This is a genomic window from Mesorhizobium sp. P2_A8 (assembly GCF_056404935.1).
Map to the genome: position 1 here is coordinate 86935 of NZ_JBFUDB010000010.1, position 25575 is coordinate 112509.

General features: G+C 63.8%; 24 protein-coding genes. 22 read left to right on the plus strand and 2 right to left on the minus strand.

What is annotated here, in order from left to right; genetic code table 11:
* The first annotated feature begins 16 nt into the window (after positions 1-16).
* The 20 genes from AC1D10_RS27605 to AC1D10_RS27700 all read left to right on the plus strand — a co-directional run bounded on the left by AC1D10_RS27605 (position 17) and on the right by AC1D10_RS27700 (position 20232).
* Positions 17-511 carry a flagellar basal body-associated FliL family protein gene (locus AC1D10_RS27605; protein ID WP_477277525.1) on the plus strand — a complete coding sequence of 165 codons (495 nt, stop codon included), beginning with the start codon at positions 17-19 and terminating at the stop codon, positions 509-511.
* The gene (gene fliP, locus AC1D10_RS27610; RefSeq protein WP_023810007.1) at positions 508-1239 is read left to right on the plus strand and encodes a flagellar type III secretion system pore protein FliP; all 732 of its coding nucleotides are present in this window, start codon (positions 508-510) and stop codon (positions 1237-1239) included. The genes AC1D10_RS27605 and fliP overlap by 4 nt, the downstream gene beginning before the upstream one ends.
* Before the next feature lie 234 nt (positions 1240-1473).
* Complete coding sequence (locus AC1D10_RS27615) at positions 1474-2460, plus strand: flagellin N-terminal helical domain-containing protein (RefSeq protein ID WP_477277528.1); 987 nt, start codon at positions 1474-1476, stop codon at positions 2458-2460.
* Positions 2461-2756: 296 nt separating this feature from the next.
* Positions 2757-3821 (plus strand): flagellin N-terminal helical domain-containing protein, encoded by a 1065-nt coding sequence (locus AC1D10_RS27620; RefSeq protein ID WP_477277530.1) that lies wholly within the window; start codon positions 2757-2759, stop codon positions 3819-3821.
* A 135-nt stretch (positions 3822-3956) separates the two neighbouring features.
* Positions 3957-5600: a flagellar basal-body MS-ring/collar protein FliF gene (gene fliF / locus AC1D10_RS27625; RefSeq protein WP_477277532.1), complete on the plus strand. Its 1644-nt coding sequence runs from the start codon at positions 3957-3959 to the stop codon at positions 5598-5600.
* A gap of 3 nt (positions 5601-5603) precedes the next feature.
* The gene (locus tag AC1D10_RS27630) at positions 5604-6230 is read left to right on the plus strand and encodes a hypothetical protein (RefSeq protein ID WP_477277534.1); all 627 of its coding nucleotides are present in this window, start codon (positions 5604-5606) and stop codon (positions 6228-6230) included.
* The gene (locus AC1D10_RS27635) at positions 6227-7597 is read left to right on the plus strand and encodes a MotB family protein (protein ID WP_477277536.1); all 1371 of its coding nucleotides are present in this window, start codon (positions 6227-6229) and stop codon (positions 7595-7597) included. The genes AC1D10_RS27630 and AC1D10_RS27635 overlap by 4 nt, the downstream gene beginning before the upstream one ends.
* Entirely contained in the window at positions 7594-8976 is a 1383-nt protein-coding gene (locus tag AC1D10_RS27640; RefSeq protein WP_477277538.1) for a chemotaxis protein MotC, read from the plus strand. The genes AC1D10_RS27635 and AC1D10_RS27640 overlap by 4 nt, the downstream gene beginning before the upstream one ends.
* A complete protein-coding gene (gene fliK, locus AC1D10_RS27645) occupies positions 8973-10379 on the plus strand; it encodes a flagellar hook-length control protein FliK (protein WP_477277540.1) in 1407 nt (468 codons plus the stop codon). Before AC1D10_RS27640 ends, fliK begins: the two co-directional genes overlap by 4 nt.
* A complete protein-coding gene (locus AC1D10_RS27650) occupies positions 10309-10896 on the plus strand; it encodes a transglycosylase SLT domain-containing protein (RefSeq protein WP_477278141.1) in 588 nt (195 codons plus the stop codon). Before fliK ends, AC1D10_RS27650 begins: the two co-directional genes overlap by 71 nt.
* Positions 10897-11117: 221 nt before the next feature.
* Positions 11118-11786 (plus strand): response regulator transcription factor, encoded by a 669-nt coding sequence (locus AC1D10_RS27655; protein WP_477277542.1) that lies wholly within the window; start codon positions 11118-11120, stop codon positions 11784-11786.
* Positions 11787-11865: 79 nt separating this feature from the next.
* Entirely contained in the window at positions 11866-13122 is a 1257-nt protein-coding gene (locus AC1D10_RS27660) for a flagellar hook protein FlgE (protein WP_477277544.1), read from the plus strand.
* Between the two features lie 27 nt (positions 13123-13149).
* A complete protein-coding gene (gene flgK, locus AC1D10_RS27665; RefSeq protein WP_477277546.1) occupies positions 13150-14604 on the plus strand; it encodes a flagellar hook-associated protein FlgK in 1455 nt (484 codons plus the stop codon).
* A gap of 3 nt (positions 14605-14607) precedes the next feature.
* Entirely contained in the window at positions 14608-15651 is a 1044-nt protein-coding gene (locus AC1D10_RS27670) for a flagellar hook-associated family protein (RefSeq protein ID WP_477277548.1), read from the plus strand.
* 31 nt (positions 15652-15682) lie between these two features.
* Positions 15683-16030, plus strand: a complete 348-nt coding sequence (gene flaF, locus AC1D10_RS27675) for a flagellar biosynthesis regulator FlaF (RefSeq protein WP_477277550.1) — start codon at positions 15683-15685, stop codon at positions 16028-16030.
* A complete protein-coding gene (gene flbT, locus AC1D10_RS27680) occupies positions 16027-16470 on the plus strand; it encodes a flagellar biosynthesis repressor FlbT (RefSeq protein WP_379102543.1) in 444 nt (147 codons plus the stop codon). Before flaF ends, flbT begins: the two co-directional genes overlap by 4 nt.
* Positions 16470-16877: a flagellar hook assembly protein FlgD gene (flgD, locus tag AC1D10_RS27685; RefSeq protein ID WP_379102545.1), complete on the plus strand. Its 408-nt coding sequence runs from the start codon at positions 16470-16472 to the stop codon at positions 16875-16877. Before flbT ends, flgD begins: the two co-directional genes overlap by 1 nt.
* A 22-nt stretch (positions 16878-16899) precedes the next feature.
* A complete protein-coding gene (gene fliQ, locus AC1D10_RS27690; RefSeq protein ID WP_023761707.1) occupies positions 16900-17166 on the plus strand; it encodes a flagellar biosynthesis protein FliQ in 267 nt (88 codons plus the stop codon).
* A 218-nt stretch (positions 17167-17384) separates the two neighbouring features.
* The gene (locus AC1D10_RS27695) at positions 17385-19028 is read left to right on the plus strand and encodes an MFS transporter (protein ID WP_477277552.1); all 1644 of its coding nucleotides are present in this window, start codon (positions 17385-17387) and stop codon (positions 19026-19028) included.
* 193 nt (positions 19029-19221) lie between these two features.
* On the plus strand, positions 19222-20232 hold the full coding sequence (locus AC1D10_RS27700) for a diguanylate cyclase domain-containing protein (protein WP_477277554.1): 1011 nt from the start codon (positions 19222-19224) through the stop codon (positions 20230-20232).
* 79 nt (positions 20233-20311) lie between these two features.
* Here AC1D10_RS27700 and AC1D10_RS27705 read toward each other — a convergent pair whose 3' ends face one another.
* Positions 20312-22093, minus strand: coding sequence for a chloride channel protein (locus AC1D10_RS27705; protein WP_477277556.1), 1782 nt, complete (start codon positions 22091-22093; stop codon positions 20312-20314).
* A 223-nt stretch (positions 22094-22316) separates the two neighbouring features.
* Positions 22317-22616 carry a putative quinol monooxygenase gene (locus AC1D10_RS27710; protein WP_477277558.1) on the minus strand — a complete coding sequence of 100 codons (300 nt, stop codon included), beginning with the start codon at positions 22614-22616 and terminating at the stop codon, positions 22317-22319.
* A 122-nt stretch (positions 22617-22738) separates the two neighbouring features.
* On the opposite strand from AC1D10_RS27710, the gene flhA reads away from it, so the two are divergent.
* Positions 22739-24826, plus strand: coding sequence for a flagellar biosynthesis protein FlhA (flhA, locus tag AC1D10_RS27715; protein WP_477277560.1), 2088 nt, complete (start codon positions 22739-22741; stop codon positions 24824-24826).
* On the plus strand, positions 24823-25575 hold the full coding sequence (gene fliR / locus AC1D10_RS27720) for a flagellar biosynthetic protein FliR (RefSeq protein WP_477277562.1): 753 nt from the start codon (positions 24823-24825) through the stop codon (positions 25573-25575). Before flhA ends, fliR begins: the two co-directional genes overlap by 4 nt.

Consider the following 25575-nt stretch of genomic DNA (forward strand, 5'->3'; position numbering starts at 1 on the left):
TGGGGAACACGGCACCGTGGCAAATGTCGAACAGGTTCAGCCGCGCAAGGGTCCCTCCCTTGCCATCCAGGCTGGCATGCTGCTGATTGTGACGGCGGCGGCCATCGGCATGGGCTGGATGTCCGGCGGCTATCTCAAGGGCGTCGGGTCACCGGCGTCGGTGCCGGTCGCGCCCGAGAACGAAGGCAAGAGCGCACAGCCCGCCACCGCCGAGCAGCCAGGCGCGGGGCCGACGCTCGTCCTGCTGGCGCCGATCACCACCAACATCGCCTCGCCTGCCGATACCTGGATCCGAATGGAGGTGTCCGTCGTCTACGACGGGCCGCAGCCACAGGCAATGTCGGATGACATTCATCAGGATCTGCTGGCCCTGGTGCGCACCTTGAAGATGCATCAGATCGAGGGCGCCAGCGGCTACCAGCACCTGAAGGCCGATCTCGAGGAACGCGCCTCGATCCGCAGCCAGGGCCACGCCAAGCAGATTCTTATCAGGACATTGCTGCTCGAATGAGAAAGTTCCTTCTCGCCACGGCGATGATCGCCGCCGCCACGTCCGTCGCGGCGGCCCAGCAACTCGATCTCGGCGGCATCGGCAAGGCCGACGGCACCACCGTTGGCTACATCATTCAGATGTTCGGCCTGCTGACCGTGCTGTCGGTGGCGCCGGGCCTGCTGATCATGGTGACGAGCTTCACCCGCTTCGTCATCGCCTTCTCGATCCTGCGCGCCGGCATCGGTCTGCAATCGACGCCGGCAAACCTCATTCTCATTTCGCTGTCGCTGTTCATGACCTTCTATGTCATGGCGCCGACCTTCGATCAGGCCTGGAACACCGGCGTCAAGCCGCTGATGGACAACCAGATCACCCAGACCGAAGCCTTCGACAAGATTTCGGATCCCTTCCGCACCTTCATGCTGCGCAATGTGCGCGACAAGGACTTCGACCTCTTCGCCGATCTCGCACGCGAGCGCGGCCAGACTGTTTCGCGCGACACCGTCGACCTACGCATCCTGGTGCCCGCCTTCATGATCTCGGAGATCCGGCGCGGCTTCGAGATCGGCTTCCTGATCGTGCTGCCATTCCTGGTCATCGACCTGATCGTCGCCACCATCACCATGGCGATGGGCATGATGATGCTGCCGCCGACGGTGGTATCGCTGCCATTCAAGATCCTGTTCTTCGTCCTGATCGACGGCTGGAACCTGCTTGTCGGCAGCCTGGTGCGCTCCTTCAACTGATCCCCGGCAACGGATGCTGGCAACGGGTCGCTGCCGCGCCGCTATAGTGCAGAATTTCAAGCAATATATTTTCGATTAACCGTCCGGTTTAGCCCTTTGGTAGGGACTAGCCCGCATATTCGCTCGCAGATGGCGGGTGATCGATTTCGAAGATCATTGGCATGATGCCGCACCGTCATACCGGAAGAGCCGGTATGTCAAAAAAACACGTGTAAGAACAAGGTACGAGTAGCCATGTCCAGCATCATGACGAACAGCGCAGCTTTGACCGCGCTGCAGAGCCTCAACGCCACCAACAAATCCCTCCAGGACACCCAGGCCCGCATTTCGACCGGCTACCGGGTCTCGCAAGCTTCGGACAACGCCGCCTACTGGTCGATCGCCACCACGATGCGCTCCGACAACCAGGCAATGTCCACCGTTTCGGACGCGCTCGGCCTCGGCGCCTCGAAGGTCGATACTGCCTACACCGGCATGAACGCCGCGATCACCACCATCAACTCGATCAAGCAGAAGCTGGTCGCGTCCTACGGCCAGACGGATGCCTCCAAGGAAAAGACCCAGACCGAAATCACCGCTCTTCAGGCGCAGTTGAAGTCCTACGCCGATGGCGCCACCTTCTCCGGCACCAACATGCTTTCGGTGTCCACCGCCACGGGCACGGCCGCCGACGTGAAGATCGTTTCGGCTTTCAACCGTGACTCCGCCGGCGCGGCTTCGATCTCGACGATCGACGTCAACGTGGAAAGCATCAAGCTCTATGACTCCGGTGCCACACCGACCGCGAAGGGCATTCTCGACACGGCCCGCCTCGGCCTCACCGGCGCTGCGGTCGCCACGGCCTCGACTCCGACCCTGGGCGCCGCTGCAGCGGCCACCGACACCTATTCTGTCGCTTCGCTGACCATCTTCTCGGGCGGCACGGCTGCCAGCGATACTCAGATCCAGCAGCAGATGAACGTTGTCGACGCCGCGCTCAAGGACATGACCAACGCCGCCACCACGCTCGGCGCCGCCAAGAGCAGTATCGACCTGCAGAAGACCTTCACCTCGGACTTGATGGACTCCATCGATCGCGGTGTCGGACAGCTCGTCGATGCCGACATGAACAAGGAATCGACCCGTCTGCAGGCCCTGCAGGTCCAGCAGCAGCTCGGCATCCAGGCGCTGTCGATCGCCAATGGCTCGTCGCAGTCGATCCTGTCGCTCTTCCGCGGCTGATCACCTTCGCCTAACCTTAGTTCGCACTAAAACATCGGGCCGCGCCAAAAGCGCGGCCCGATTTGCGTTTGCATGATTTTGCGTTTGCTTGATGCGCGTTTGCAAGGCTCGCGCAACCCTCGTTCCTTAGCTCTCAAAGGCCAGCTTTTAACAGGCTGTTAACCATGCCGCGCTAGTTATGGTTAACCAATAGCTTACGACAGTGGGGAATCGGTCCGACCGGCACGACGCCACCCGTTGAACAGGCCTGTCCGGCATGTCTGAAGCATGTCGGTTTTTGAGAAGGAGCGACTCTCTTGGCGAGCATTATGACAAACGCCGCGGCGTTAACCGCACTTCAGAGCCTCAGCGCCACCAATAAGTCACTCGAACAGACGCAGGCTCGCATATCGACCGGCTACCGGGTCTCGCAGGCCTCGGACAATGCCGCCTACTGGTCGATCGCCACCACGATGCGCTCGGACAACTCGGCCCTGTCGACTGTTCAGGATGCGCTCGGCCTCGGTGCCTCGAAAGTCGATACCGCCTACACCGGCATGAACAACGTGCTGACAACCATCGGCCAGATCAAGACCAAGGTGCTTTCGACCGTAGGCCAGACCGATGCAGCCAAGGCAAAGACCCAGACCGAGATCAAGGCGCTACAGGCGCAGATGAAGTCCTTTGCCGATGCGGCAACCTTCTCCGGCTCGAATTTCCTTGCGGTGACTTCGAAGCAAACTGCCGTCGCCAATGATGGTGTCCAGCCCGACTCCCAGATCGTGTCCTCCTTCAATCGCTCATCGTCCGGCGCGGTCTCGATCGGAACGATCGACATCGATGTCGAGGGCACCAAGCTTTTCGACTACGGCCTTGCCACCGAGGTCAAGAATTACGGCACCCTCGATCGCCAGACTTCCATTTACGCCACGGGAGCCGCCCAGACTCTGTATGACAACGCCTACCAGGCCGCGATCGCCGGCGGATCAACGGACATCGCCGCAAACGCCGCTGGCCAGACGGCGGCGGGAGCGGTCGCCAAGGTCGACAACATTTCGGCCTACAACCTCGACATCACCGCGACCGGCGTAACCGACGACATCATCACGCAGATGGTCACCAGGATGGACAAGGTCATGGCGCAGTTGACCGATTCCGCCACCATCCTCGGTTCGGCCAAGAGCAGTATCGACCTGCAGAAGACCTTCACCCAGAGCCTGATGGACTCCATCGACCGTGGTGTCGGCCAGCTCGTCGATGCCGACATGAACAAGGAATCGACCCGCCTCCAGGCGCTGCAGGTTCAGCAGCAGCTCGGCATCCAGGCGCTGTCGATCGCCAACAGCTCTTCGCAAAGCATCCTGGCGCTGTTCAAGAGCTAATCGCGGGCGCCACCGGCGCGATCCCTACCGCATCCTGATTGACGGGCCGCGCCGCAAGCGCGGCCCGATTTCATTTTCGCACAAGCTTCGAGGACTACTGTTCCGGCGGACAATCATGCTGGGAGTCGTTGAACCGTGCCGGAACAGATCCAGAGCATCATCTCGAATCTCCGCGGGTTTGGCGTGAAGCGCCTCGCCATGCTGGCGGGCATCGCCGTTCTGGTGATGGGCGTTATCGGCATCGCCTCGGTCTATCTCAACCGCCCCGCCTACGACACGCTCTATGTCGGGCTCGACCGCTCCGACGTGAACCAGATCGGCCTGGTGCTGGGCGAAGCCGGCATCGGCTTCGATGTCGGCGCCGACGGAACCTCGGTGCTCGTGCCGGCCGGCACCACGGCGCAGGCCCGCATGCTGCTTGCCGAAAAGGGCCTGCCGACCAGCGCCAATGCCGGCTACGAACTGTTCGACAACGTCGGCTCGCTCGGCCTCACCTCCTTCATGCAGCAGATCACCCGCGTGCGTGCGCTGGAAGGCGAGATCGCCCGCACCATCCAGTCGATAGCCGGCATCAAGGCAGCGCGCGTCCACATCGTCATGTCCGAACGCGCCAATTTTCGCCGCGACGAACAGCAGCCTTCGGCATCGGTGGTCATCCGCTACACCGGCATCGACGCCGAGAAGAGCGCCATGTCGATCCGCCATCTCGTCGCCGCCGCCGTGCCGGGCCTGTCGGCAGACAAGGTGACGGTGCTTGATTCCAACGGCAATCTCCTTGCCGCGGGCGATGATCCTTCCAACACCAGCGCCGCCCGCACGCTCGGCGTCGAGCAAACCGTCGAGGCGCAGATCGGCGACAACATCCGCCGTGCGCTGACAGCCTATCTCGGCCCCGACAACTTCCGCGCCAGCGTCAAGGCCGAGGTCAACACCGACACCCGCCAGACCGAAGAAACCATTTTCGATCCGAATTCCCGCGTCGAGCGCTCGGTGCAGTCGGTGCGGGCAAACGAAAACAACAACCAGAAACAGGCCTCCACCCCGGCCAGCGTCGAGCAGAACCTGCCCGAAGCCCAGGCAACCACCACCGACGGTCCGCAATCCTCTTCGCAAAACGACCGCAAGGAAGAGATCACCAACTACGAGATCAATTCCAAGAAGATCGCCACCGTCTCCAACGGCTACACCGTCACCAAGATGTCGATTGCCGTCGTCGTCAACCAGCAACGCCTGATGACCATCCTCGGCAAGGACGCCACGCCCGAGCAGATTGCCAAGCGCGTCGCCGAAATCCAGAAGGTGGTGACCTCGGCCACCGGCTTCGACGACAAGCGCGGCGACGTCATCGATGTCTCGGCGGTGGAGTTTATCGACGGGCTGGATGGCGAGGCGATCCCGCAGGCCGGCATGCTCGATTCCATCGGCCAGCATGCCGGCACCTTGATCAATGCCGGCGCCTTCATCGTCGTGGTGTTCCTGGTCGCCTTCTTCGGCCTGAGGCCGATGGCGGCAGCGCTGACGGCAAAGGCGACGCCTGCCCTGTCGGGTCCCAGCTACGATGAAGTCCAGCGCTCGCTGCCGACGCCGGAAGCAACCGCAAACACCGAAAGCGCCGTCGGCGCCCTGCCCGGTTCTCGCCCAAGTCCCACACCTCTCGACGATCTTCGCCAGAAGATCAGGCCGGCGCCACAGGATCGGCTTGCCCGGATGGTCGACCTCAACGAGGAGCGCACCGCGCAGATCCTGCGCAAATGGGCCGCCCAGGAAGTCGCGGTGTAAACCATGGCCTCCGCAGCCCTTTTCGACCTTCTGCCTGATTTCGGCACGCGCGCGCAACGCGCCGGCCAGCCCCGCGCCACGGCCGATCCCGAACACACGCCCGAGGCACCGGTGCCGCAAGCCGATATCGGCACGCTGATCGCGGAGGCAGTTGCCCAGGCTGAAGCGGCGCTCGAGGCGCGCCTGTCGGTCGCGCATGAAGCAGCGCTCGAAGCCGAACGCCAGGCCAATGCCGAGGAAGCAAGGGTATTTCTCGAAAGCCTTGGCGACGATGTCGGCAAGGCCGTCTCGTCGCGCATCGATGCCATGGAGGCGCGCGTGACCGGGCTGGTCGCGGCCACCGTCGCCCGCATGATCGGCGGCATCGTCAGCGACGACTTGCAGAAACGCTCAATCGAAGCGCTCGCCAGCGCGATACGCGAAGCGGTCGGCGATGCCGAGGCAGTGCGCATCGCCGTGCGCGGGCCTCTCTCGCTGTTCGAAACACTGAAGGCATCGCTCGGGCCCCGCGCCGCCAATCTCGACTTCATCGAGACGCCAGGCTTCGATCTCACGGTCGCCATCGACGAGGCGGTGTTCGAGACGCGCATGGCCGAATGGTCGACGACACTCTCGGAGGTCCTGGCATGAGCGTCGCCGACGCAGGACAAGTTCATCAGGAGATCATCATCGTTCGCCGTGGTCACGACGACCACGACGAGGGTCACCATGGCGGCGTCTGGAAGATCGCCTTCGCCGACTTCATGACGGCGATGATGTGCTTCTTCCTGGTCATGTGGCTGATCAATGCCGCCAACGAGCAGACCAAGGCTGCCGTCGCCAGCTATTTCAACCCGGTCAAGCTGGTCGACCGCAATTCGAGCCGCAAGGGTCTGGAGGATCTCGGCGACGGTCCGCGCGCGATCGGGACGACGGCCGACAACCCGCAGAAGGCGACCAACAAGGCCGGCCAGGACGGCGATGGCTCGGCGGACCGCAAACAGGAAAAGCAGGAACTCCCGCAGGCGGAACACTCCGACGAGCATCTGTTCGCCGATCCTTACGCGGTGCTTTCTGAAATCGCCACCGACACCGGCGTCATGCAGAACGTCAGCCAGAAGGGCGATGGCGGCGCGCAGGCTGCCGGCCCGGCGACGGGCGCCTCGGGCGGCACGTCCTATCGCGATCCCTTCGAGCCCGATTTCTGGTCGCAGCAGGTGGCGGCGCCCGGGGCCGAAGCCAGTGCCCAGCGTGCCAAAATCGAGGGCGATCCGGTCAAGCCCGGTGACAAGGCCGCCGAAACGCAGGTGCTGAAGGTCGAGGCCGTGCCACCCGTCGCGGCTGCACCGCTCGAGCCGCTAGCAACGGATGCGACCGGCAAGCAAGCCGCGAACCCCGCCGAGGCAACGGCAAAGGCCGGCGACACCAAGCCAAGCCAGATCAAACCGGGCGAGACCAAACCGGGCGACACCAAAGCCGCGGACGCAGCCGAGTCTGAGGCCGGTGCGCAAGAGGCCGCCAAGCCCGACACCGAAGAAAAGGCGCCAACCGCGGCCGCAGTCAAGGCCGCGGCCGACGTCAAGCGGCAGTTGGCCGATGCTTTCAAGCCCGGCGACAAGCTGCATGACGGCGTCTCGGTGGAAGCCACCGACAAGGGCGTCGTCATCTCGATCACCGATCAGTTCGACTTCGGCATGTTCGAGGTCGGCTCGGCACTGCCCCGCCGCGAACTGGTGCTGGCGATGGAGAAGATCGGCCGCATCGTCAACAGCCAGAAGGGCACCATCAGCATCAACGGCCACACCGATGCTCGGCCGTTCCGCAGCGACAGCTACGACAATTGGCGGCTGTCGACGGCGCGCGCGCATTCCGCCTACTACATGCTCGTGCGCGGTGGCGTCGACGAACGCCGCATCACCGAGGTCGCCGGCTTCGCCGACCGCCAGCCGAAGGACCCGGCCGATCCATTGGCGGCCGTGAACCGCCGCATCGAAATCCTGATGGCGACCGGCGGATGAGGCGGGCGGCCGTCACCAGCCGCTTGATTGGCCTGTTGCTGCTGGCCGGCGGACTTCCGTCGGCCGGCTTCGCCCAGGACGCGCTGCAGCCGTATCAGCTGGTGCGCTCGCTGCAGCTCGTTCAGGACCGCATCGCCGCCGGCGACCATGCCGCCCTGCCGATGCAGGCCAAGCTGCTCGAGATGGCGGATGCGCGCCTGCGCGCGGCAGACGCAGAGGATTTCAAGGATCCCAAGAACTTTCGCGCCCTGCTTGTCTATGGCATGAGCGGCGGCAACCCGGTGACTGTCGAGGCCGCCACGTCGCGCGCCACGACGGACCCGCAAAGCCTTGCCATAGCCAAGGGCGTGATCGACTATCTCAGCGGCCGGCCCGGCGAGGCGATCGAAGCGCTGAAGCCGATCGATCCGATGACGCTGCCTCCCGATCTCGGCGCTTTCCTTGCCCTGGTCAAAGGCTCGCTGCTTGCCGGCGACCAACCGGCAGCGGCGCTCGGTTTGCTCGACGAGGCGAGATTGCTCAGCCCCGGCACGCTGGTCGAGGAAGCAGCACTTCGCCGTTCGGTCGGCATTGCCGTCGCGCAAGGCGATGCGGCACGCTTCGCGCGTGCCTCCACCCAGTATGTCGAGCGCTATCTCTATTCGCCCTATGCCAGCCAGTTCGCCGACTCCTTCGTCTCCGGCGTCATCGCGCTGCATATGTCGATCAGCCAGGACAAGCTGGCCGACATCACCTCGATGATGGATCCAGAGCGCGAGAAGGTCATCTACCTGCGCATCGCCCGCCGCGCCGCGATTGACGGCCTGAACGAACTGTCGGCCTTCGCTTCAGCACGGGCCGAGCAGGGCCGCGACGGCAACACCAACCAGGACGATCCACGCGCCCAGCTCTACGCCAGCCTTTCCACCGTTACCTCGGGCACCATCGAGGACGTGCGCGCCAAGCTCGGCAAGATCGACCGCAGCAAGCTGTCGGAAGGCGACCGCGACTTGCTCGACGCCGCTCAGGCCATTGCCGGCGAGGTCGTCGCGCCGCCCGCCGCCCTTGCTGAGCAAAAGCCCGCCCCGGTTGCAGCCGAGCAACCTCCCCTGCCTCAGACCGCCGCGGCGCAAGGCGTCGACGCGAGCGGGCTGCCACCGGTCGAAGGCGCAATCGCCGAGCAACCGGCGGTCACCGCGGCCGCCGGCGGTCCAGCCCCGAATGCGCCGGACACGCCGGTAGTTGCGGCCGCGGCTGCCGATGCGGCGACTGTTGTGCCGGCGTCGGCACCGTTGCCCGCGGCCAGTCCCGAGCCCGCCGACCCGACCGATGCCGCCATGACCAGAACACGTCGACAGCTCGACCTGATCGACCAAATGCTTGGAGCCGCCCCCAAATGACCACCAGCCTAGGCTCGGCCTTACCAGGATTTGCCGCCACGCGCGCGTCGCCGGAGCAACCGGCTGCGAACGGCAAGAAAGATCACGCCGGCTTCGGCAAGATGCTGCGCGGCCAGGCCAGTCCTGCCCACCCGGAACGGCAAACGACAACAGAAACGGGATCGCGCGAGCAGCGCTGGGCCAAACTCGCAGCTAGCCTTGCCGGGCATGATGGCAAGGCCGAGCCGACATCGGCCGCTCCCGGAAAAGTCGTCTCGGCCAAAATACCGACTGTGAAAATCAGCAAGGACGACCTGGAAGCAAAGTCGCACGAGGACGAGGACGACGCCAAAGAGACGGCGCCGGATGTGGATGCGGTGCCGCTTGACGACCATCTGCCGCTGCTGATCGCGTTTCATGACCTGCGCCATTTCTCGACATCGGCCAAGGCAACCGGACGCGACGCGGCTAGTGGCGAGAGCCCGCCGGAGCCGGCGCTTGAAGCGCAGGCGCCGCTGCCAAGGACCTATCGGTCGAAGTCCACGGCCGGAAACGAAGTCCTCGAAACCCTGTCGAAGCCGGAGCAGGCGTCGATCGTCGACGGGCCTTTGACTGAGCTTGACGGCCCGCCGCCCAGCGCTGCCGGCGTTGCCTCGAGCGCCCCCAAACGCGACAACATCGTGGCGGCCCAGAAGCTGCCGGACGGCACAACCGCCGATGTGCCCGGCGTGCAGTCGAAGCACCCCGCACCGGCGCTGAAAAGCATCGAGGATGTGCAGTCCTCGCTACGACCGGAAGCGGGAAAACAGTCCCTGTCCGCCGTCCGCATCGACGTCGTGGCCGAACAGAGCTTCCCCGCGCCGCCGCAGAGCCTCATCAGCCAGGCAGCCCTCAATGTGATCAGCGCCATAGCCACCGATGGCGGCCCGCAAAAGGCGCTTTCTGCCCCATCCGCGGCCGCCCAGCTGGCCAACTCTGTTGCCGTTCCGACACATGTGCTGAAGATCGAACTTCACCCCGCCGAACTCGGCATGGTGACGGCCCACCTTCGCCTCTCCGGAGAACAACTTTCGATTGAATTGAAGCCAGAAACACACGACGCTTATCGCCGGCTGTCCGCCGACAGCGAGGCCATCGTCAAGTCGCTGCGCGGGCTCGGTTTCGAGGTTGATAAGGTCACGATCGTACAACCTTCGGTAGCGGTTCCTGCCGCAATCCGCGCCGATGCGGCCGCCCCTTTGCCAACGGCGTCAGGCCGCGACCCGTCATCCTTCCAACCTGGAAACCCGGGCGCCGGCAATGGTGGAGCGGGTGGTCAGCAACCGGGTCAGCAATCCGCAGGAAACCGCAATGATGACGCGCAGGACTACGGCCGCGGTACTCAGCCTTCTCGCGAGCGCGCTAGCGGCGATATGTTCATCTAGCGTCGCGACTGCCGCCGCTGCCGCCACCAACCCTTGCGAGCCGGAGATCCTGCGCGCCGCCGACCGCTATGGCGTGCCGGCCGGCATCCTTTATGCCGTTGGTTTGACAGAGACCGGCAACAAGGGCAGCCTTCAACCCAACGCCTTGAATATAGAGGGAAAAGTGGTCTTTCCGAGAAGCCGGACCGAGGCCCTTGCTGCGTTCGCCAATGCCCGGCGCGAGGGCAAGACGCTCATCGATCTGGGTTGCATGCAGATCAACCATCACTACCACGCGTCGCATTTTCGCAGCGTCGAGGACATGCTCGATCCGCGTCAGAACGTCGACTATGCGGCGCGCTTCCTGGCCAGCCTCCATGCCCGTCACGAGACATGGTCGATGGCCGTCGCCCGCTATCACGCCGGTCCCGACAACGATCCGGCGCAGAAGATCTATGTCTGCCGTGTCATTGCCAACATGGTCGCCACCGGCTTCGGAAAATGGACCGCGAACGCCCGCGGTTTCTGCAACCCATAGACGCATTACGGTTTTTCGAGCATCCGAGACGTGCCACCCTGGAGTTGCGGCTTCAGGTGGCCGATAGCTGCCACGCCGACATATCTGGACGCGCGCTAATGCAACCGGCGCGATTCCCGACTCCCAAGAAACTAGCTACAAGAAATGACGGTTGTTCAGGATTCTCACCACCGGATACCCCTTTTCTCACGGGGCAAATGATTTGATTCGGAGGCGGGCCGATGATTGTAATCGTTGACGAGCGAGAGCTCGTAACAGAGGGATACAATTCACTTTTCGATCGTGAGGGTGTCGCCTGTGCAGGCTTCGCGCCAGGCGAGTTCGGCGAGTGGGTAAGCTCGGCGGCCGACACCGACCTGAGGTCGGTCCGAGCCTTCCTCATCGGCGACTGCCGCGAAGGCTCGATCTCTCCCCGGCAGATCCGCGACCGCACCGGCGCACCGGTCATCGCCCTGAGCGAACAGCACTCGCTGGAGAACACGCTGCGGTTGTTCGAGAGCGGCGTCGACGACGTCATACGCAAGCCCGTCCATATCCGCGAGATCCTGGCCCGCATCACCGCCATCCGCCGCCGCGCCCTGGAAGACGTCGCCTACACCGAGATCGGCGCCATGCGCATCTTCATGGACGGCCGCGACCCCGAGATCGACGGCCAGCCTTTGCCCTTGCCGCGCCGTGAGCGCCGCATCCTCGAATATCTGGCGAGCAATCGCGGGCGCCGAGTCACCAAGACCCAGGTTTTCAACGCCATCTACGGCATCTTCGACGAAGAGGTCGAGGAGAACGTGGTTGAAAGCCACATAAGCAAATTGCGCAAGAAGCTGCGAGAGAAACTGGGCACCGACCCGATCGATTCCAAGCGCTTCCTTGGCTACCGGCTCGTCTTCTGATGCCGCGCCGCGCCAGCTTCGCGCAAGACAACACACGTAGCCTTGTAGCCAGTGGCATGCACATTGGGGAGACGTTTCGATGAGCCTCTACGGAATGATGCGGACCGGCGTTTCCGGCATGAATGCACAGGCAAACCGGCTGTCCGCCGTGGCCGACAACATCGCCAACTCCGACACCACCGGCTACAAACGCTCCTCCGCCGAGTTTTCGACGCTGGTCATGCCAAGCACCGGCGGCGCCTACAATTCCGGCGGCATCACCACGACGATCCGGCAGGCAGTCAGCGATCCGGGCGTGCTTCAGTACACGACCTCGGTCTCCGACCTTGCCGTCAACGGCGACGGTTTCTTCGTCGTCCAGGATCCGAGCGGAACACCTTTCCTGACACGAGCCGGCGCCTTCGTTCCCGATGCGGAAGGCAGGCTGGTCAACGCGGCCGGCTTCCAGCTGATGGCCTACAGCTATGCCAACGGCGTGCCGGCGGCGACAGTGAACGGCTTCGAGGGACTGACCCCGGTCGTCATCTCTGACCAGGGGATGACGGCAACGCCGAGCACCGAGGGTAGTTACAGCGGCAACCTGCCGGCTGGCGCGACGCCGGTCGCCGCCGGCAGTCTGCCCACCACCAACGCCGCGGGCGCTCAGTACACCTCGAAATCCTCGATGGTCGCCTACGACAATCTCGGCAACAAGAAGCTGCTTGACGTCTATTACACCAACACCGGCACCGGCACCTGGCAGGTGTCGGTCTTCGATCAGTCGAAGGCCACCGCCGGGACGTCGTTCCCCTACACCGGCGGCGCATTGGGCTCGGCCAACCTGACCTTCGACACCACCACGGGCAAGCTCACCGGCGCCGTCACCAGCGTCGGCCTGACGGTACCCAATGGCGCGGCCTTTTCGCTGGATCTGTCGGCATTGACCCAGCTCGGCACCGGCTTCACCGTTTCCGATGCCCAGGTCAACGGCAACGCGCCGAGCACCATCGACAAGATCCAGATCAGCAAGGACGGCACCATCTCGGCGCAGTACAAGGACGGCTCCACCAAGCCGCTCTACAAGATTCCGCTGGCCGATGTGCAGAGCCCGGACCAGCTCACCGCGCTGCCCGGCAACGTCTACGCACAGGGCACCGAATCCGGCGCGGTCCGGATCGGCTTTGCCAATGAAGGCAAGGCCGGCTCGATCATCTCCGGCGCACTCGAGAATTCCAATGTCGATATCGCCGAAGAACTGACCAACATGATCGCGGCGCAGCGCAGCTACACCGCCAATTCGAAAGTCTTCCAGACCGGTTCCGATCTGATGGACGTCCTTGTCAACCTGAAGAGATAAAACGGGCTCCGCCCGTGAAAGACCCGCATGTCGCTGTCCACTGCACTGAGCATCGCCCAGTCGGCGCTTATGAACACCGCGCGGCAGACCAGCGTTGTCTCGCGCAACGTCGCCGACGCCTCCAATCCGGACTATTCGCGTCGCCAGGCCGTTGTCACCAGCACGGCGCCGGGCGCGCGTTCGGTTGATATCCAGCGCGCCACCAACGACCTGCTGTTCCGCCAGAACCTCAGCGCGCTGTCGGCCTGGAGCGGCCAGAGCGCGCTGTACAGCGGCATGGATCAGCTGGGCGTTGCGGTCAATGGCGTCGACAATGCGTCCTCGCCCTCGACCGCGATCGGCAATCTGCAGCAGGCGCTGCAGCTCTACGCCACCTCGCCGTCCAACCAGAACCTCGGCGCCAGCGTCATCGACGCCGCCAAGCAGGTTGTGCGCTCGCTGAATGAGGGCTCCAAGGCGGTCCAGGATTTCCGCACCCAGACCGACGGCCAGATCGCCACGGCGGTCGACGACCTCAACTCGCTGCTCAGCCAGTTCCAGGATGCCAACACGGCGGTCATATCCGGAACCCGTTCCGGCACCGATGTTTCCGATGCGCTCGACCAGCGCGACGCGCTCTTGAAGAAGATTTCGGACTATGTGCCGGTCTCGACCTTTACGCGTGGCGACAATGACATGGTCATCACCACCGGCGACGGCACGACGCTGTTCGAAACCATACCGCGCACGGTCACCTTCGCGGCGTCGTCCGGCTACACCGCCGGTGCCGCCGGCAATGCGGTCTATATCGACAATGTGCCGATTTCGGCGGGAGCCGGTGGCAACACCAGCGCCAGCGGCAAGCTTGCCGGCCTGCTGCAATTGCGCGACGGCGTCGCCTCGACCATGCAGAGCCAGCTCGACGAGACCGCGCGCGGCCTGATCACCGCCTTTGCCGAAACCGCGCCCGCGATGCCCAATGCCGCCGGCCTGTTCACCTGGTCGGGCGCGCCAGCCGTGCCGGCAGCGGGCACGCTGGTCAACGGCCTTGCCGCTTCCATCAGCGTCAATGCGGCGATGGACCCGAGCACCGGAGGCAATCCGACGCTGCTGCGCGATGGCGGCGCCAATGGTGCTGCCTATGTCGCCAACACCGGCGGCGGCGCGTCCTACTCCAGCCTTCTGGTTGCCTATGGCGACCGGCTCGACCAGCCACTGACCTTCGACCCTGCCGCCGGGATCTCGGCGACGTCCAGCGTTTCCGACTACGCGGCCAATTCGATAGGCTGGTTCGAGGGCGTGCGCCAGCAAGCTTCGACCGCCTCCGACGCCAAGGAAGCATTGGCATCGCGCAGTGCCGAGGCGCTGTCGAACGCGACCGGCGTCAATGTCGACCAGGAGATGTCGCTGCTCCTCGACCTCGAACACACCTATCAGGCATCGGCCCGGATGATGAAAACCGTCGACGACATGATGACGGCCTTGCTCAGCGCGGTGGGATAATCCATGACTTCAGTCTCCTCAGCCGCCATGTCGAACGCCATGCGCTACCAGCAGATGCGCATGCAGGCGGATCTCGTCAAAGCCCAGAAGGAGGCCTCGACCGGCAAGGTCGCCGACACCGGCCTGGCCCTCGGCGGGCGCACCGCTCAGTCCGTCACCTTCTCGCGCGATCTCGACCGGCTCAACGTCATCATCGATTCCAACGGTCTGGTCGGCGCCCGGCTGTCCTCGACGCAGACCTCGCTTGGCCAGCTCTCCACCGCCGCGCAGACCTTTCTGTCCGCCCTGACCACCGCGACCTCGAGCGATTCTTCCAACAATCTCACCCAATCCTCGGGCAAGGCGACCATCCAGCAGCTGACCTCGATCCTCAACACCAGCGTCAACGGCGAATATCTGTTCGCCGGCACCAACACCGACGTCAAGCCGATCAACGACTTCACCGCCGCCGGCTCCACCGCCAAGGCGGCGTTCGACGCCGCCTTCGTCGCCAATTTCGGTTTCACCCAGGACGACCCGGCCGCGGCCAACATCACCGCTGCCCAGATGGACGACTTCATCACCAACGATGTCACGCCGCAGTTCATGGGCCCAGGCTGGCAAGGCACCTGGTCGAACGCTACCGACCAGCAGATCGTCAGCCGCATCGCCCTCAACGAGACCACGCCGACCTCGACCAGTGCCAACAGCGCTGGCATCCAGAAGCTTGCCATGGCGGCAGCCTTGGTCACCGGCCTGATGTCCAGCAACATCAGCCAGGCCGCGAAGAATACGGTCGTCAGCCGCTCGACGTCGCTGGTCGGCGAAGCGCTGAGCGGCATTGGCCAGATTCAATCCGAGACCGGCATCGTCCAGAAGCGGGTTTCCGATGCGAACGACCGCATGAAAACGCAGGTCGATCTTTTCGAACGGCACATTCTCGATCTGGAAGGCGTCGATCCGGCCGAAGCCGCGACCCGCGTCGCCGACCTGACACAGCACATCGAAACGTCCTTCGCGCTGACCGCACGCCTGCAGCAGCTCAGCCTGTTGAATTACCTGACCTGACAACGCTTAACGGAACGGTAGAGCCCCAAAGATGTACCAATTCTCCTACGCCGACATCCAGAGCACCTCCGTTGCCGACGCCAAGGACCGCGAGCGGGAGCTCCTGACCCGCTCGATCGACATGCTGTCGGCAGCGGCCACCGCCGGCCACAACTCGATGGAGGCGGTCGAGGCGCTGCATTTCACCAACCGCGTCTGGACCACCTTCGTCGAGGATCTCGGCTCCAGCGACAACGCCCTGCCCAAGGAATTGCGCGCCAACCTCATTTCCATCGGCCTGTGGCTGCTGCGCGAGGCGGAGGACATTCGCCAGGGCCGCACCAACAATTTCGAAGGGCTGATCGAGGTGTCCCAGATCATCAGGGACGGCATTCAATGACCAACACGCTGAAGATATCGCTGAAGCCGAACGAGAAGATCTACATCAACGGCGCCGTCATCCGCGTCGACCGCAAGGTCACCGTCGAATTGATGAACGACGTGCAGTTCCTGCTCGAAAGCCATGTGATCCAGGCCGACGATGCCTCGACGCCGCTCAAGCAGCTGTATTTCATCCTGCAGGTCATGCTGGTCAACCCGGCCGGCGCGGCCGAGGCACGCGACATGTTCCGGCGTTCGCTGCCGTTGCTGCTGGCAAGCTTCGAGGACACCCAGATCTGCGCTGCGCTGAAACAGATCGACCGCATGGTCGGTGAGGATCACATCTACGAGGCGCTGAAGGCGATCCGCGCGCTCTATCCGCTCGAACGCCGCGCGCTTGGCGGCAATGACGATGTTCCGGGTGACACGCGCCCGCTGGCTGTGGGAGCACGATACTGATGAACGTGGACATGACGACGACGATACCGACTGGCGCCAACCAGGCCACAACGTCGACTTCGAAGACTGCGGTCGACTACCAGTCGTTCCTGAAGCTTCTGATCGCCGAGATGAAGAACCAGGACCCGACCAAGCCGATGGACTCGACACAGTATGTCGCCCAGCTCGCCACCTTTTCGCAGGTCGAGCAGTCGGTGCAGACAAACACCAAGCTCGACCAGATCATGCAGTCCTCGGCGCTGTCGCAGGCCGACGCGCTGATCGGACGCTCGATAACCTCCGCCGACGGCAACACGACCGGCACGGTGGCGTCGGTGCGCCTCGCCAGCAGCGGCCTCATCGCCGTGCTGCAGAACGGCACCGAAGTCGCGGTCGGCCCGGGGGTCTCGGTCAAGGCGGCGAGCTGACGCTTCCGGCAGGGCCAGTCCCATGAACGAGGCCGACGCTCTCGACATCGTCCAGTACGCGGTGTGGACGGTGCTCACCGCGTCTGCACCGGTGGTGTTGGTCGCCATGGTGGTCGGCATCGGCATCGCCCTCATCCAGGCGCTGACGCAGGTTCAGGAGATCACCTTGACCTTCGTGCCGAAGATCGTCGCAATCATGCTGGTGGTGGCGCTGACCGGCCCCTTCATCGGCAGCCAGATATCGGCCTTCACCAACGTTATCTTCGAGCGCATCCAGAACGGATTCTGAGCAGCTTCTATCCATCTGGCTTGCGGTTGTGCCTTCCAGCAGTGCGGCAGCCGGCCAGACCTCGCGCGAAACCAGGCGTGGACCGCAGCTATCCCATTGTTGGACCGTGACCTTTTTCGAAAGACATTCGCCCTTTGCGCCGCCATGCCCTACTTTCGGCAAATGATCTGAGCAAACGGATCATCTGACGAATCGGCACGACATGGCAGGGACCCCCGATGATTGACGAAAAGCCGGAAAGCGAGAGCGTTTCGGCGCTGGCGCCCTTCCGGCACGGCATTTTCCGCGCCGTATGGGCGGCAAGTCTGGTCTCGAATTTCGGTGGCCTGATCCAGGGCGTCGGCGCGGCCTGGATGATGACCACGATCGCCACCTCGCCCTATCAGGTGGCCCTGGTCCAGGCTTCGACCACCTTGCCGATCATGCTGTTTGCGCTCGTCGCCGGCGCCATCGCCGACAGTTTCGACCGGCGCAAGGTGATGCTGGTCGCCCAGACCTTCATGCTGGTCGTCTCGGTGCTTCTGACCCTGTTCACCTATTCCGGCCTCATCACGCCGTGGACGCTGCTGGCCTTCACCTTCCTGATCGACAGCGGCACGGCGCTCAACAGCCCGTCATGGCAGGCCTCCGTCGGCGACATCGTTCCCCGCAACAAGGTGCCGGCCGCCGTCGCGCTCAACTCGATGGGCTTCAACTTGACCCGCAGCGTCGGCCCGGCGATCGGCGGCATCATCGTCGCCGCGGCCGGTGCGGCCGCCGCCTTCGCGGCGAACGCGGTGAGCTATATCGGCCTCATCGTCGTGCTGGCGCGCTGGAAGCCGGACCTGCCGGTTTCGACCTTGCCGCGCGAGTCGCTGGGTGCGGCCATGGCCGCCGGCCTGCGCTATGTCGCCATGTCGCCCAACATCGGCAAGGTGCTGGTCAGGGGCGCGGCTTTCGGCTTCAGCGCCGGTGCCGTGCTGGCGCTGCTGCCGCTGGTGGCGCGCGATGTCGTCAAGGGCGATGCCCTGACCTACGGCATCATGCTCGGCGCCTTCGGCATCGGCGCGGTCGGTGGCGCGCTGATCAGCGTCAGGCTACGGCAGCTGCTGTCCAGCGAGACGATGGTGCGCTGCGCCTTTGCCGGCTTTGCTGTCTGCGCATTCAATGCCGCCGTCAGCCATCATGCATGGCAGACGTCGCTCGGCCTGCTGGTCGGCGGTGCCTGCTGGGTAATCGCCCTTTCGCATTTCAACGTCACGGTGCAGATGGCGACACCGCGCTGGGTGGTCGGCCGGGTGCTGTCGGTTTACCAGACCGCGACCTTCGGCGGTATCGCGCTCGGCAGCTGGATCTGGGGTGTCGTCGCCGATGCGCATGGCGCCGAAACCGCGCTGATCGCGGCCAGCATCGCCATGCTGGTCGGCGGCGCCATCGGCATGCTGCTGCCGCTGCCGCAGCAGCAGGTGCTCAACCTCGACCCGCTCAATCGCTTCAGGGAACCGCACCTTGCGCTCGACCTGAAGCCGCGCAGCGGCCCCATCGCCATCATGATCGAGTACATCATCCGCGACGAGGACGTGCCGGAGTTCCTCGCCACCATGGCCGAACGCGGCCGCATCCGCCGCCGTGACGGCGCCCGTAACTGGACATTGGCACGCGACCTCGAAAATCCGGCGATCTGGATCGAGCACTATCATACTCCGACCTGGATCGAATATGTGCGCCACAATGGACGCATCACCCATGCCGACGCCGTCGTCGGCGAGCGCTTGCGGGCGCTGCACAGTGGCGACGAGCCGCCGCGCGTGCGGCGCATGATCGAGCGCCCGACGACCGCCGGTACGGCCCTCGTGATGGCCAAGGGTCCGATCGAGCATTAGAGCAATTCCACGAAAAGTGTGAAACGGTTTTCCGTCCGGAACTGCGTCAGAACAAAAAGAGGGAGCCTTCGTGGCCGGATGAGTCGCTCTCCCCAGCATCGCCACCAATTTTAGAGGAACCTGATATAAAGATTCTTGGCGTATTCGTGACCTTGACGGGAAGCCGCCCTGCAAGAGCCAACGAGAAAGCCTTATGTCAGCATTGCGTAAATCGGATGCACCGACGGATCGCGAATCGAACGAACCAGCAAAGATCGGCTCGCCAGAGCAGTCTCTGCGGGAGAGGGTTCGGCTCCTGGAGGCGGTCGTCGACAACTTCCCCGGTGGCATATCCCTGTTTGACGACGACCTGCGGATGGTCCTCTGCAACGACCAGCAAAAATCCATGCTGGATTATCCTCCGGAACTTTTCCGCAATGGCTATCCGAACATGGAGGATTTGTTCCGGTTCAATGCCGAACGGGGCGAGTATGGCCCTGGGTCGGCCGACGAACATGTGAGAAGGCGCCTTGAGCTGGTCAGACAGCGAACACCTCACAGTTACCACCGTACCCGGCCCAACGGCACGGTACTTGAAATACGAGGCGTTCCCCTCAGCGGAGGAGGATTTGTGACAACGTACCTGGATGTGACGGAACAACGCCGCAACCAGGAACTCGTTGCCCATATGGCGCACCACGATCACTTGACCGATCTTCCCAACCGCGCGTTGTTCAATGACCGTTTGCAGCAGGCAATCGCAAAGACCAAGCGCAACGGAACCATAGCCGTCCTGTGCCTGGATCTTGATCGGTTCAAGCCGGTCAACGACCAGCTTGGCCATCAGGCAGGTGATGAGCTTTTGAAGCAGGTTGCCGGACGATTAAGTGCCTCGGTTCGCGATCACGATACGGTCGCACGTCTTGGAGGCGACGAGTTCGCGATCGTGCAGACCGATATCCACCAGCGCTCCGACGCCAGCGTCCTTGCACGTCGTCTGGTTGCCGCGATGCATCAACCGTTCGCTGTTTGTGGGCATTCAATCTCAATCGGCACCAGCATCGGAATCTCCGTGGCCCCCGACGACGGATTGTCATTGGACGACCTGTTGCGGAAAGCCGACCTTGCGCTCTACCGGAGCAAGCGCAGCGGTCGGGGCACATTCAGTTTCTATGAGGGAAGTGACGAACAACGACAGGTCACCTCCGAACCGCGCTCGGCCTGAAGCGGCCGACTGCTCGCACTCTCTACGTTTTGGCGCAATTCCGGACGGAAAACCGTTTCACACTTTTCCCGGAATTGCTCTAACCTTCGCCCGACAGGTCCCTGCGCGCCTTGTCCAGTTCCTCGGCATAGCGCCGCATCAAATGGCCTTCGGTCAAAAGCCCCAGCACGATGCGGTCGGTGAAATCCTCCACCACGGCGAGCTCTTCAGCGCCGGCGCGCTGGAAGGTTTCGGCGGCGGCCTGCACGTTCATGCTGGGCACCAGCACCGCGTCCTTGTACTTGGCAAAATCGCGCACCGCCACCTCGCCGTCGGAAGGATCGCTATGCAGTTCGGCCACGATCAGCACGCCAACATAATGATCCCCAGGGTCGACGGCGATGACGCGCTGGGCTGAGCCGAGCGGCACCTCGTTGCGGAAGGCCGCCAGCGTCGTCGAGGCATCGATGGTCTTGATGTCCTTGCGCATCATCGAGCCGACGGTGAGGCTGCGCATCCAGCCGACATCGTGGGCGCTGCGGATGGTCTCGCCGCGCAGATGGAAGCGCCATGTCGAGAACGAGTAGCCGAAGGTCTCGCGCACCAGGATGGCAGACATGATCGAGGCCGCCAGCACGACACCGGTCAGCGTCAGGTCGCGGGTCGATTCCAGCGCCAAGAACGTCATCGTCAGCGGGCCGCCGACGACGCCGACGGCGAGCGACGTCATGCCGACGACGGCGGCAACGGCGGGGTCGATGCCGGTTGCCGGCGAGACGATCGCCATCACACCGGCAAACGCCTTGCCGAGCAGCGCACCGAGGAACAGCGAGGCGAAGAACAATCCGCCGCGAAAGCCCGACCCCAGCGATATCGCCGATGCCGCCAGCTTGAGCACGAAGACGCTGGCCACCACGGCCAACCCGTAGTTCATCGCGAATTCGCGGTGCAGCGCGCCATGGCCGCTGGACAGGACTTGCGGCGTGACCAGTCCGAGCAAACCGACGATGACCCCGCCGATGACAGGACGCAGCGACGCATCGATCGACAGCCTGGCAAAACCGCGTTCGATCAGCGTCACCAGATGCATGATGGCGATCGAGGCCGCCCCGCCGACCAGCCCGAGCAGCAGGAACGGCACGTACTGGCCGGCGGTCAGCGCCGGCAAGCCCGAAAGCTCGAGCGGAAACGGCACGCCGCCAAACATTTCGGCGGTCAGCGAGGCGGAGATCGCGGCGGTCATGACAGGCGCTACATTGGCGACCGAGTAGATGCCGATGACCAGTTCGAAACCGTAGAAGGCGCCAGTCAGCGGCGCGTCGAAGGCGGCAGCGATGGCGCCGGCGGCACCGCAGCCGACCAGGATTCGAACATCGTTGCGGCGCAGCCGGAAGATACGCGCCAGCCGCGACGCCAGGCCGGATCCGACCTGCGTATAGCCCGCTTCCAGCCCGACCGAAGCGCCAAAACCGCTGGAGATCATCGTCTGGCCGGCAATGATGAAGGTGTCGGTCAGCGACATGCGCCCGCCATAGAGCGCGTTGGCTTCGATCGGGTCTATCGGCGTGCGGAATTTACGCAGTCTGAGCCAAATCACCGTAAGCCCAAGCAGGATGCCGCCAATCGCCGGTATCAGCGCCTGCATCGGATTGGCGAGCGAGAACATGCCGGAAAGCCGGCCGCCGGGCTGAACGCCGAACAACAGCCCGTGCAGGTCCTGCACGATCTGGCTCATCGCCGTGACCAATATGCCCGCCATCGCCCCGACCACGCCGGCCAGAATGACCACCGCGATGCCGCGAGCCTCAAGCAGCGGCACAGACCTGATCAGCACCGCGCGCAGCCGGCGGGCGTAGACTTCGCTGTGGTTTCTGGAAAGCACCGGGGCGGCTCGCCGACATCAGAAAAGGCAGTGGAAAGCCCGCCTGATACGCCCGGCGACACGGCATGGCAACCACAATGGCGATAGACAAGGCGCCATTGTGGCATGGGCGGCCGGTTGCGACCGTTGCTGCCTCTGCTGGAACGCAAACGGCGCCGCCGGCGGCTGGCACCAGATCCTTAGCGCCCGTCGCCGGTGGTCGAGCAGCCGGCTGGCAGGGCGATCAGGTCGGCTTGGGGCCGCCTGCCTCATAGAGCACGAGATTGCGCTCGCCGATGCCAAGCGCCGGCCAGCTCGCACGCCAGTCCGCAAGGTGCGGCGAGCGGAAATGCGCTTCGAGTGCTGTCCTGTCGCTCCACACTTCCGTGACCCGGATGAGCCCGGCGTCGAACACGTCCTGCGCGTAGGAGTATTCGACGCAGCCGGGCTCGGCGCGGCTGGCGGAAACCATGCGCTCCATGGCGGGCTTTGCCTCCCCAAGCTTTTCCGGCGGCAAGCGGATGGTGCCGATGATCAGAAGCATGGGATTTCCTTTTTGGAAGCGGCGATCCGAGCCCAGTAGCCAGTCTCCCACCCTCGCGCAAGCTTGGCCGGTTACGGTTTGAAACCTGTCGCGCGCTCGGCGGGCTTGGCATTGGGGACGACATGGCGATCAGCGAAAGCATCCAGCCCGGCGCAGTGGCCAAGAACGGCCGCGACGTCTTCTTCGCCATCGGCATCGTCATCATCCTGGCCGTGCTGTTCCTGCCGATCCCGGCCTTTCTGATCGACATCGGCCTCGCCTTCTCGATCGCGCTTTCGGTGCTGATCCTGATGGTGGCGCTGTGGATCCAGCGGCCGCTCGATTTCTCGTCATTCCCGACCGTGCTGCTCATCGCCACCATGCTGCGGCTGTCGCTCAATATCGCCACCACGCGCATGATCCTGTCGCATGGCAATGAAGGCACGCACGCCGCCGGCTATGTCATCGCCGGCTTCTCCAAGCTGGTGATGGCCAGCGATTTCGTCATCGGCCTCATCGTCTTCATGATCCTGATCGTGGTCAACTTCATCGTCATCACCAAGGGCGCCACCCGTATCGCCGAGGTCGGCGCCCGCTTCACCCTCGACGCCATCCCCGGCAAGCAGATGTCGATCGACGCCGACCTCTCCGCCGGCATGATCGACGACAAGACGGCGCAGTTGCGCCGCCGCGAGTTGGAAGAGGAATCCTCCTTCTTCGGTTCGATGGACGGCGCCTCGAAATTCGTCCGCGGCGACGCCATCGCCGGCCTCATCATCACCGCCATCAACATCGTCGGCGGCATCGCCATCGGCTATATCAGGCACGGCATGGGCATGGGCGAAGCCGCCGACGTGTTCATCAAGTTGTCGGTCGGCGACGGCCTCGTCACTCAGATCCCGGCGCTGATCGTTTCATTGGCCGCCGGCCTATTGGTGTCGAAGGGCGGCACGCGCGGTTCGACAAACCAGGCGGTTTTCGGCCAGCTCGGCGCCCATCCGCGCGCCCTCTACGTTGCGGCATCGCTGCTGGTGCTGCTCGGCCTGATGCCCGGCCTGCCTCTGTTTCCGTTCTTTGCGCTGGCCGGTGGCATGGCCGGCCTCGGCTACGTCATTCCGATGCGCCACAACCGCGCCGTCGCCGCCGCCGAGGCGATCAAGGACCAGGAGAAGGCGACCAAGGTCGAAGAGGAAAAGAACTCGGTCAAGGCGTCGCTCGCCACCGCCGAGATCGAGCTCCTCATCGGCAAGCAGCTTTCGACGCGGCTGCTGGTGTCGCATCAGGAACTGGTTTTCCGCATGTCCAAGATGCGCAAGAAATTCGCCACCCAGTACGGCTTCGTCGTGCCGGAGGTACGGGTCGCCGACGATTTCGCCATTCCGCCGAAGAGCTACCAGATCAAGGTGCACGGCACCGTGGTGGCCGAATACCAGATGCGCGTCGGCGAGATCATGGTGCTGCTCGGCAACCGCGACATACCCGAAATACCGGGCGAGGAAATCCGCGAGCCAGCCTTCGGCATGCGCGCCTATTCGGTCGTCGAAACCTTCGCCGAAGATTTGAAGCGCGAGAACTACACCTTCGCCGACAACATGTCGGTGCTGCTCACCCATCTCTCCGAGGTCATCCGCAACAACCTGCCGCAGCTTCTGTCCTACAAGGACATGAAGGCGCTGCTTGAGCGGCAGGACCAGGAATACCGCAAACTCGCCGACGAGATCTGCACCACGCACATCTCCTATCCCGGCCTGCAGGCGGTGCTGAAGCTGCTGCTCGCCGAGCGGGTCTCGATCCGCAATCTGCATCTGATCATCGAGGCGATCGCCGAGATCGCACCGCATGTGCGCCGCACCGAGCAGATCGTCGAACATGTCCGTATCCGCATGGCCCAGCAGATCTGCGGCGACCTCTCGGAGGGCGGCGTGCTGAAGGTGCTGCGGCTCGGCAACCGCTGGGACCTGGCCTTTCACCAGAGCCTCAAGCGCGACGCCAAGGGCGAGGTGCGCGAGTTCGACATCGATCCGCGCCAGCTGGAAGAATTCGGCCAGGACGCGACCAAGGCGATCAAGAAGTATCTGGAAGCCGGCGAGCGTTTCGTGCTGGTTACCGCACCCGATGCCCGCCCCTATGTGCGCATGATCATCGAGCGGCTGTTCACCACGCTGCCGGTGCTCAGCCATGTCGAAATCGCCAAGGGCGTCGAGATCAGGGTGCTCGGGACCATATCGTGAGCGTTCTCTCGCAAGGCGTCGTCATCGCGGCGTTCCTCGCCTTTTGCCGCATCGGCGCCTGCTTCATGCTGATGCCCGGCCTGTCCAGCGCCCGCGTCCCGGTCCAGGTCAGGCTGTTCGTGGCGGTCGCCGCCACCGGCGGCCTGCTCGCCTTCCTGTGGGACCGCATCTTTCCCTTCGTCGACCCGCGCCCGCAAATCCTGGTGCCGATGATCATCTCGGAACTTCTGGTCGGCGGCCTGATCGGCGCCATGACCAGGCTTTACATGGAAGCCTTGCGCTTCATGGGCTCGGCCATCGCCATGCTGATCGGCTATGGCGGCACCGGCGGACCGGCGATCGAGGAGCCGGAGCCGCAGGCAGCCCTTGCCGCCATCATCTCGTTCTCGGCGCTGCTGATGCTGTTCGTCTTCGATTTCGACCATGAGATCATACGCGCGCTGGTCGCTTCCTACACGGTCGCGCCGGTCAACATCTTCTTCAACCCGCAAGCCGCACTCGTCGATGTCACCGACACGGTGTCGGACACGTTCTTCCTGGTCATCCGCCTCGGCAGCCCGTTTGTCGCCTATGCCATTCTGGTCAATCTGACGATCGGCTTCGTCAACAAGCTGACCCCGCAGATCCCGATCTATTTCATCTCCCAGCCCTTCATCATCGCCGGCGGCATGATCATCTTCTATTTCGCCGTCGGCACCATGCTGTCGCTGTTCGTCGCCGGCTTTGTCGACCTGACATTGGCTAGATAG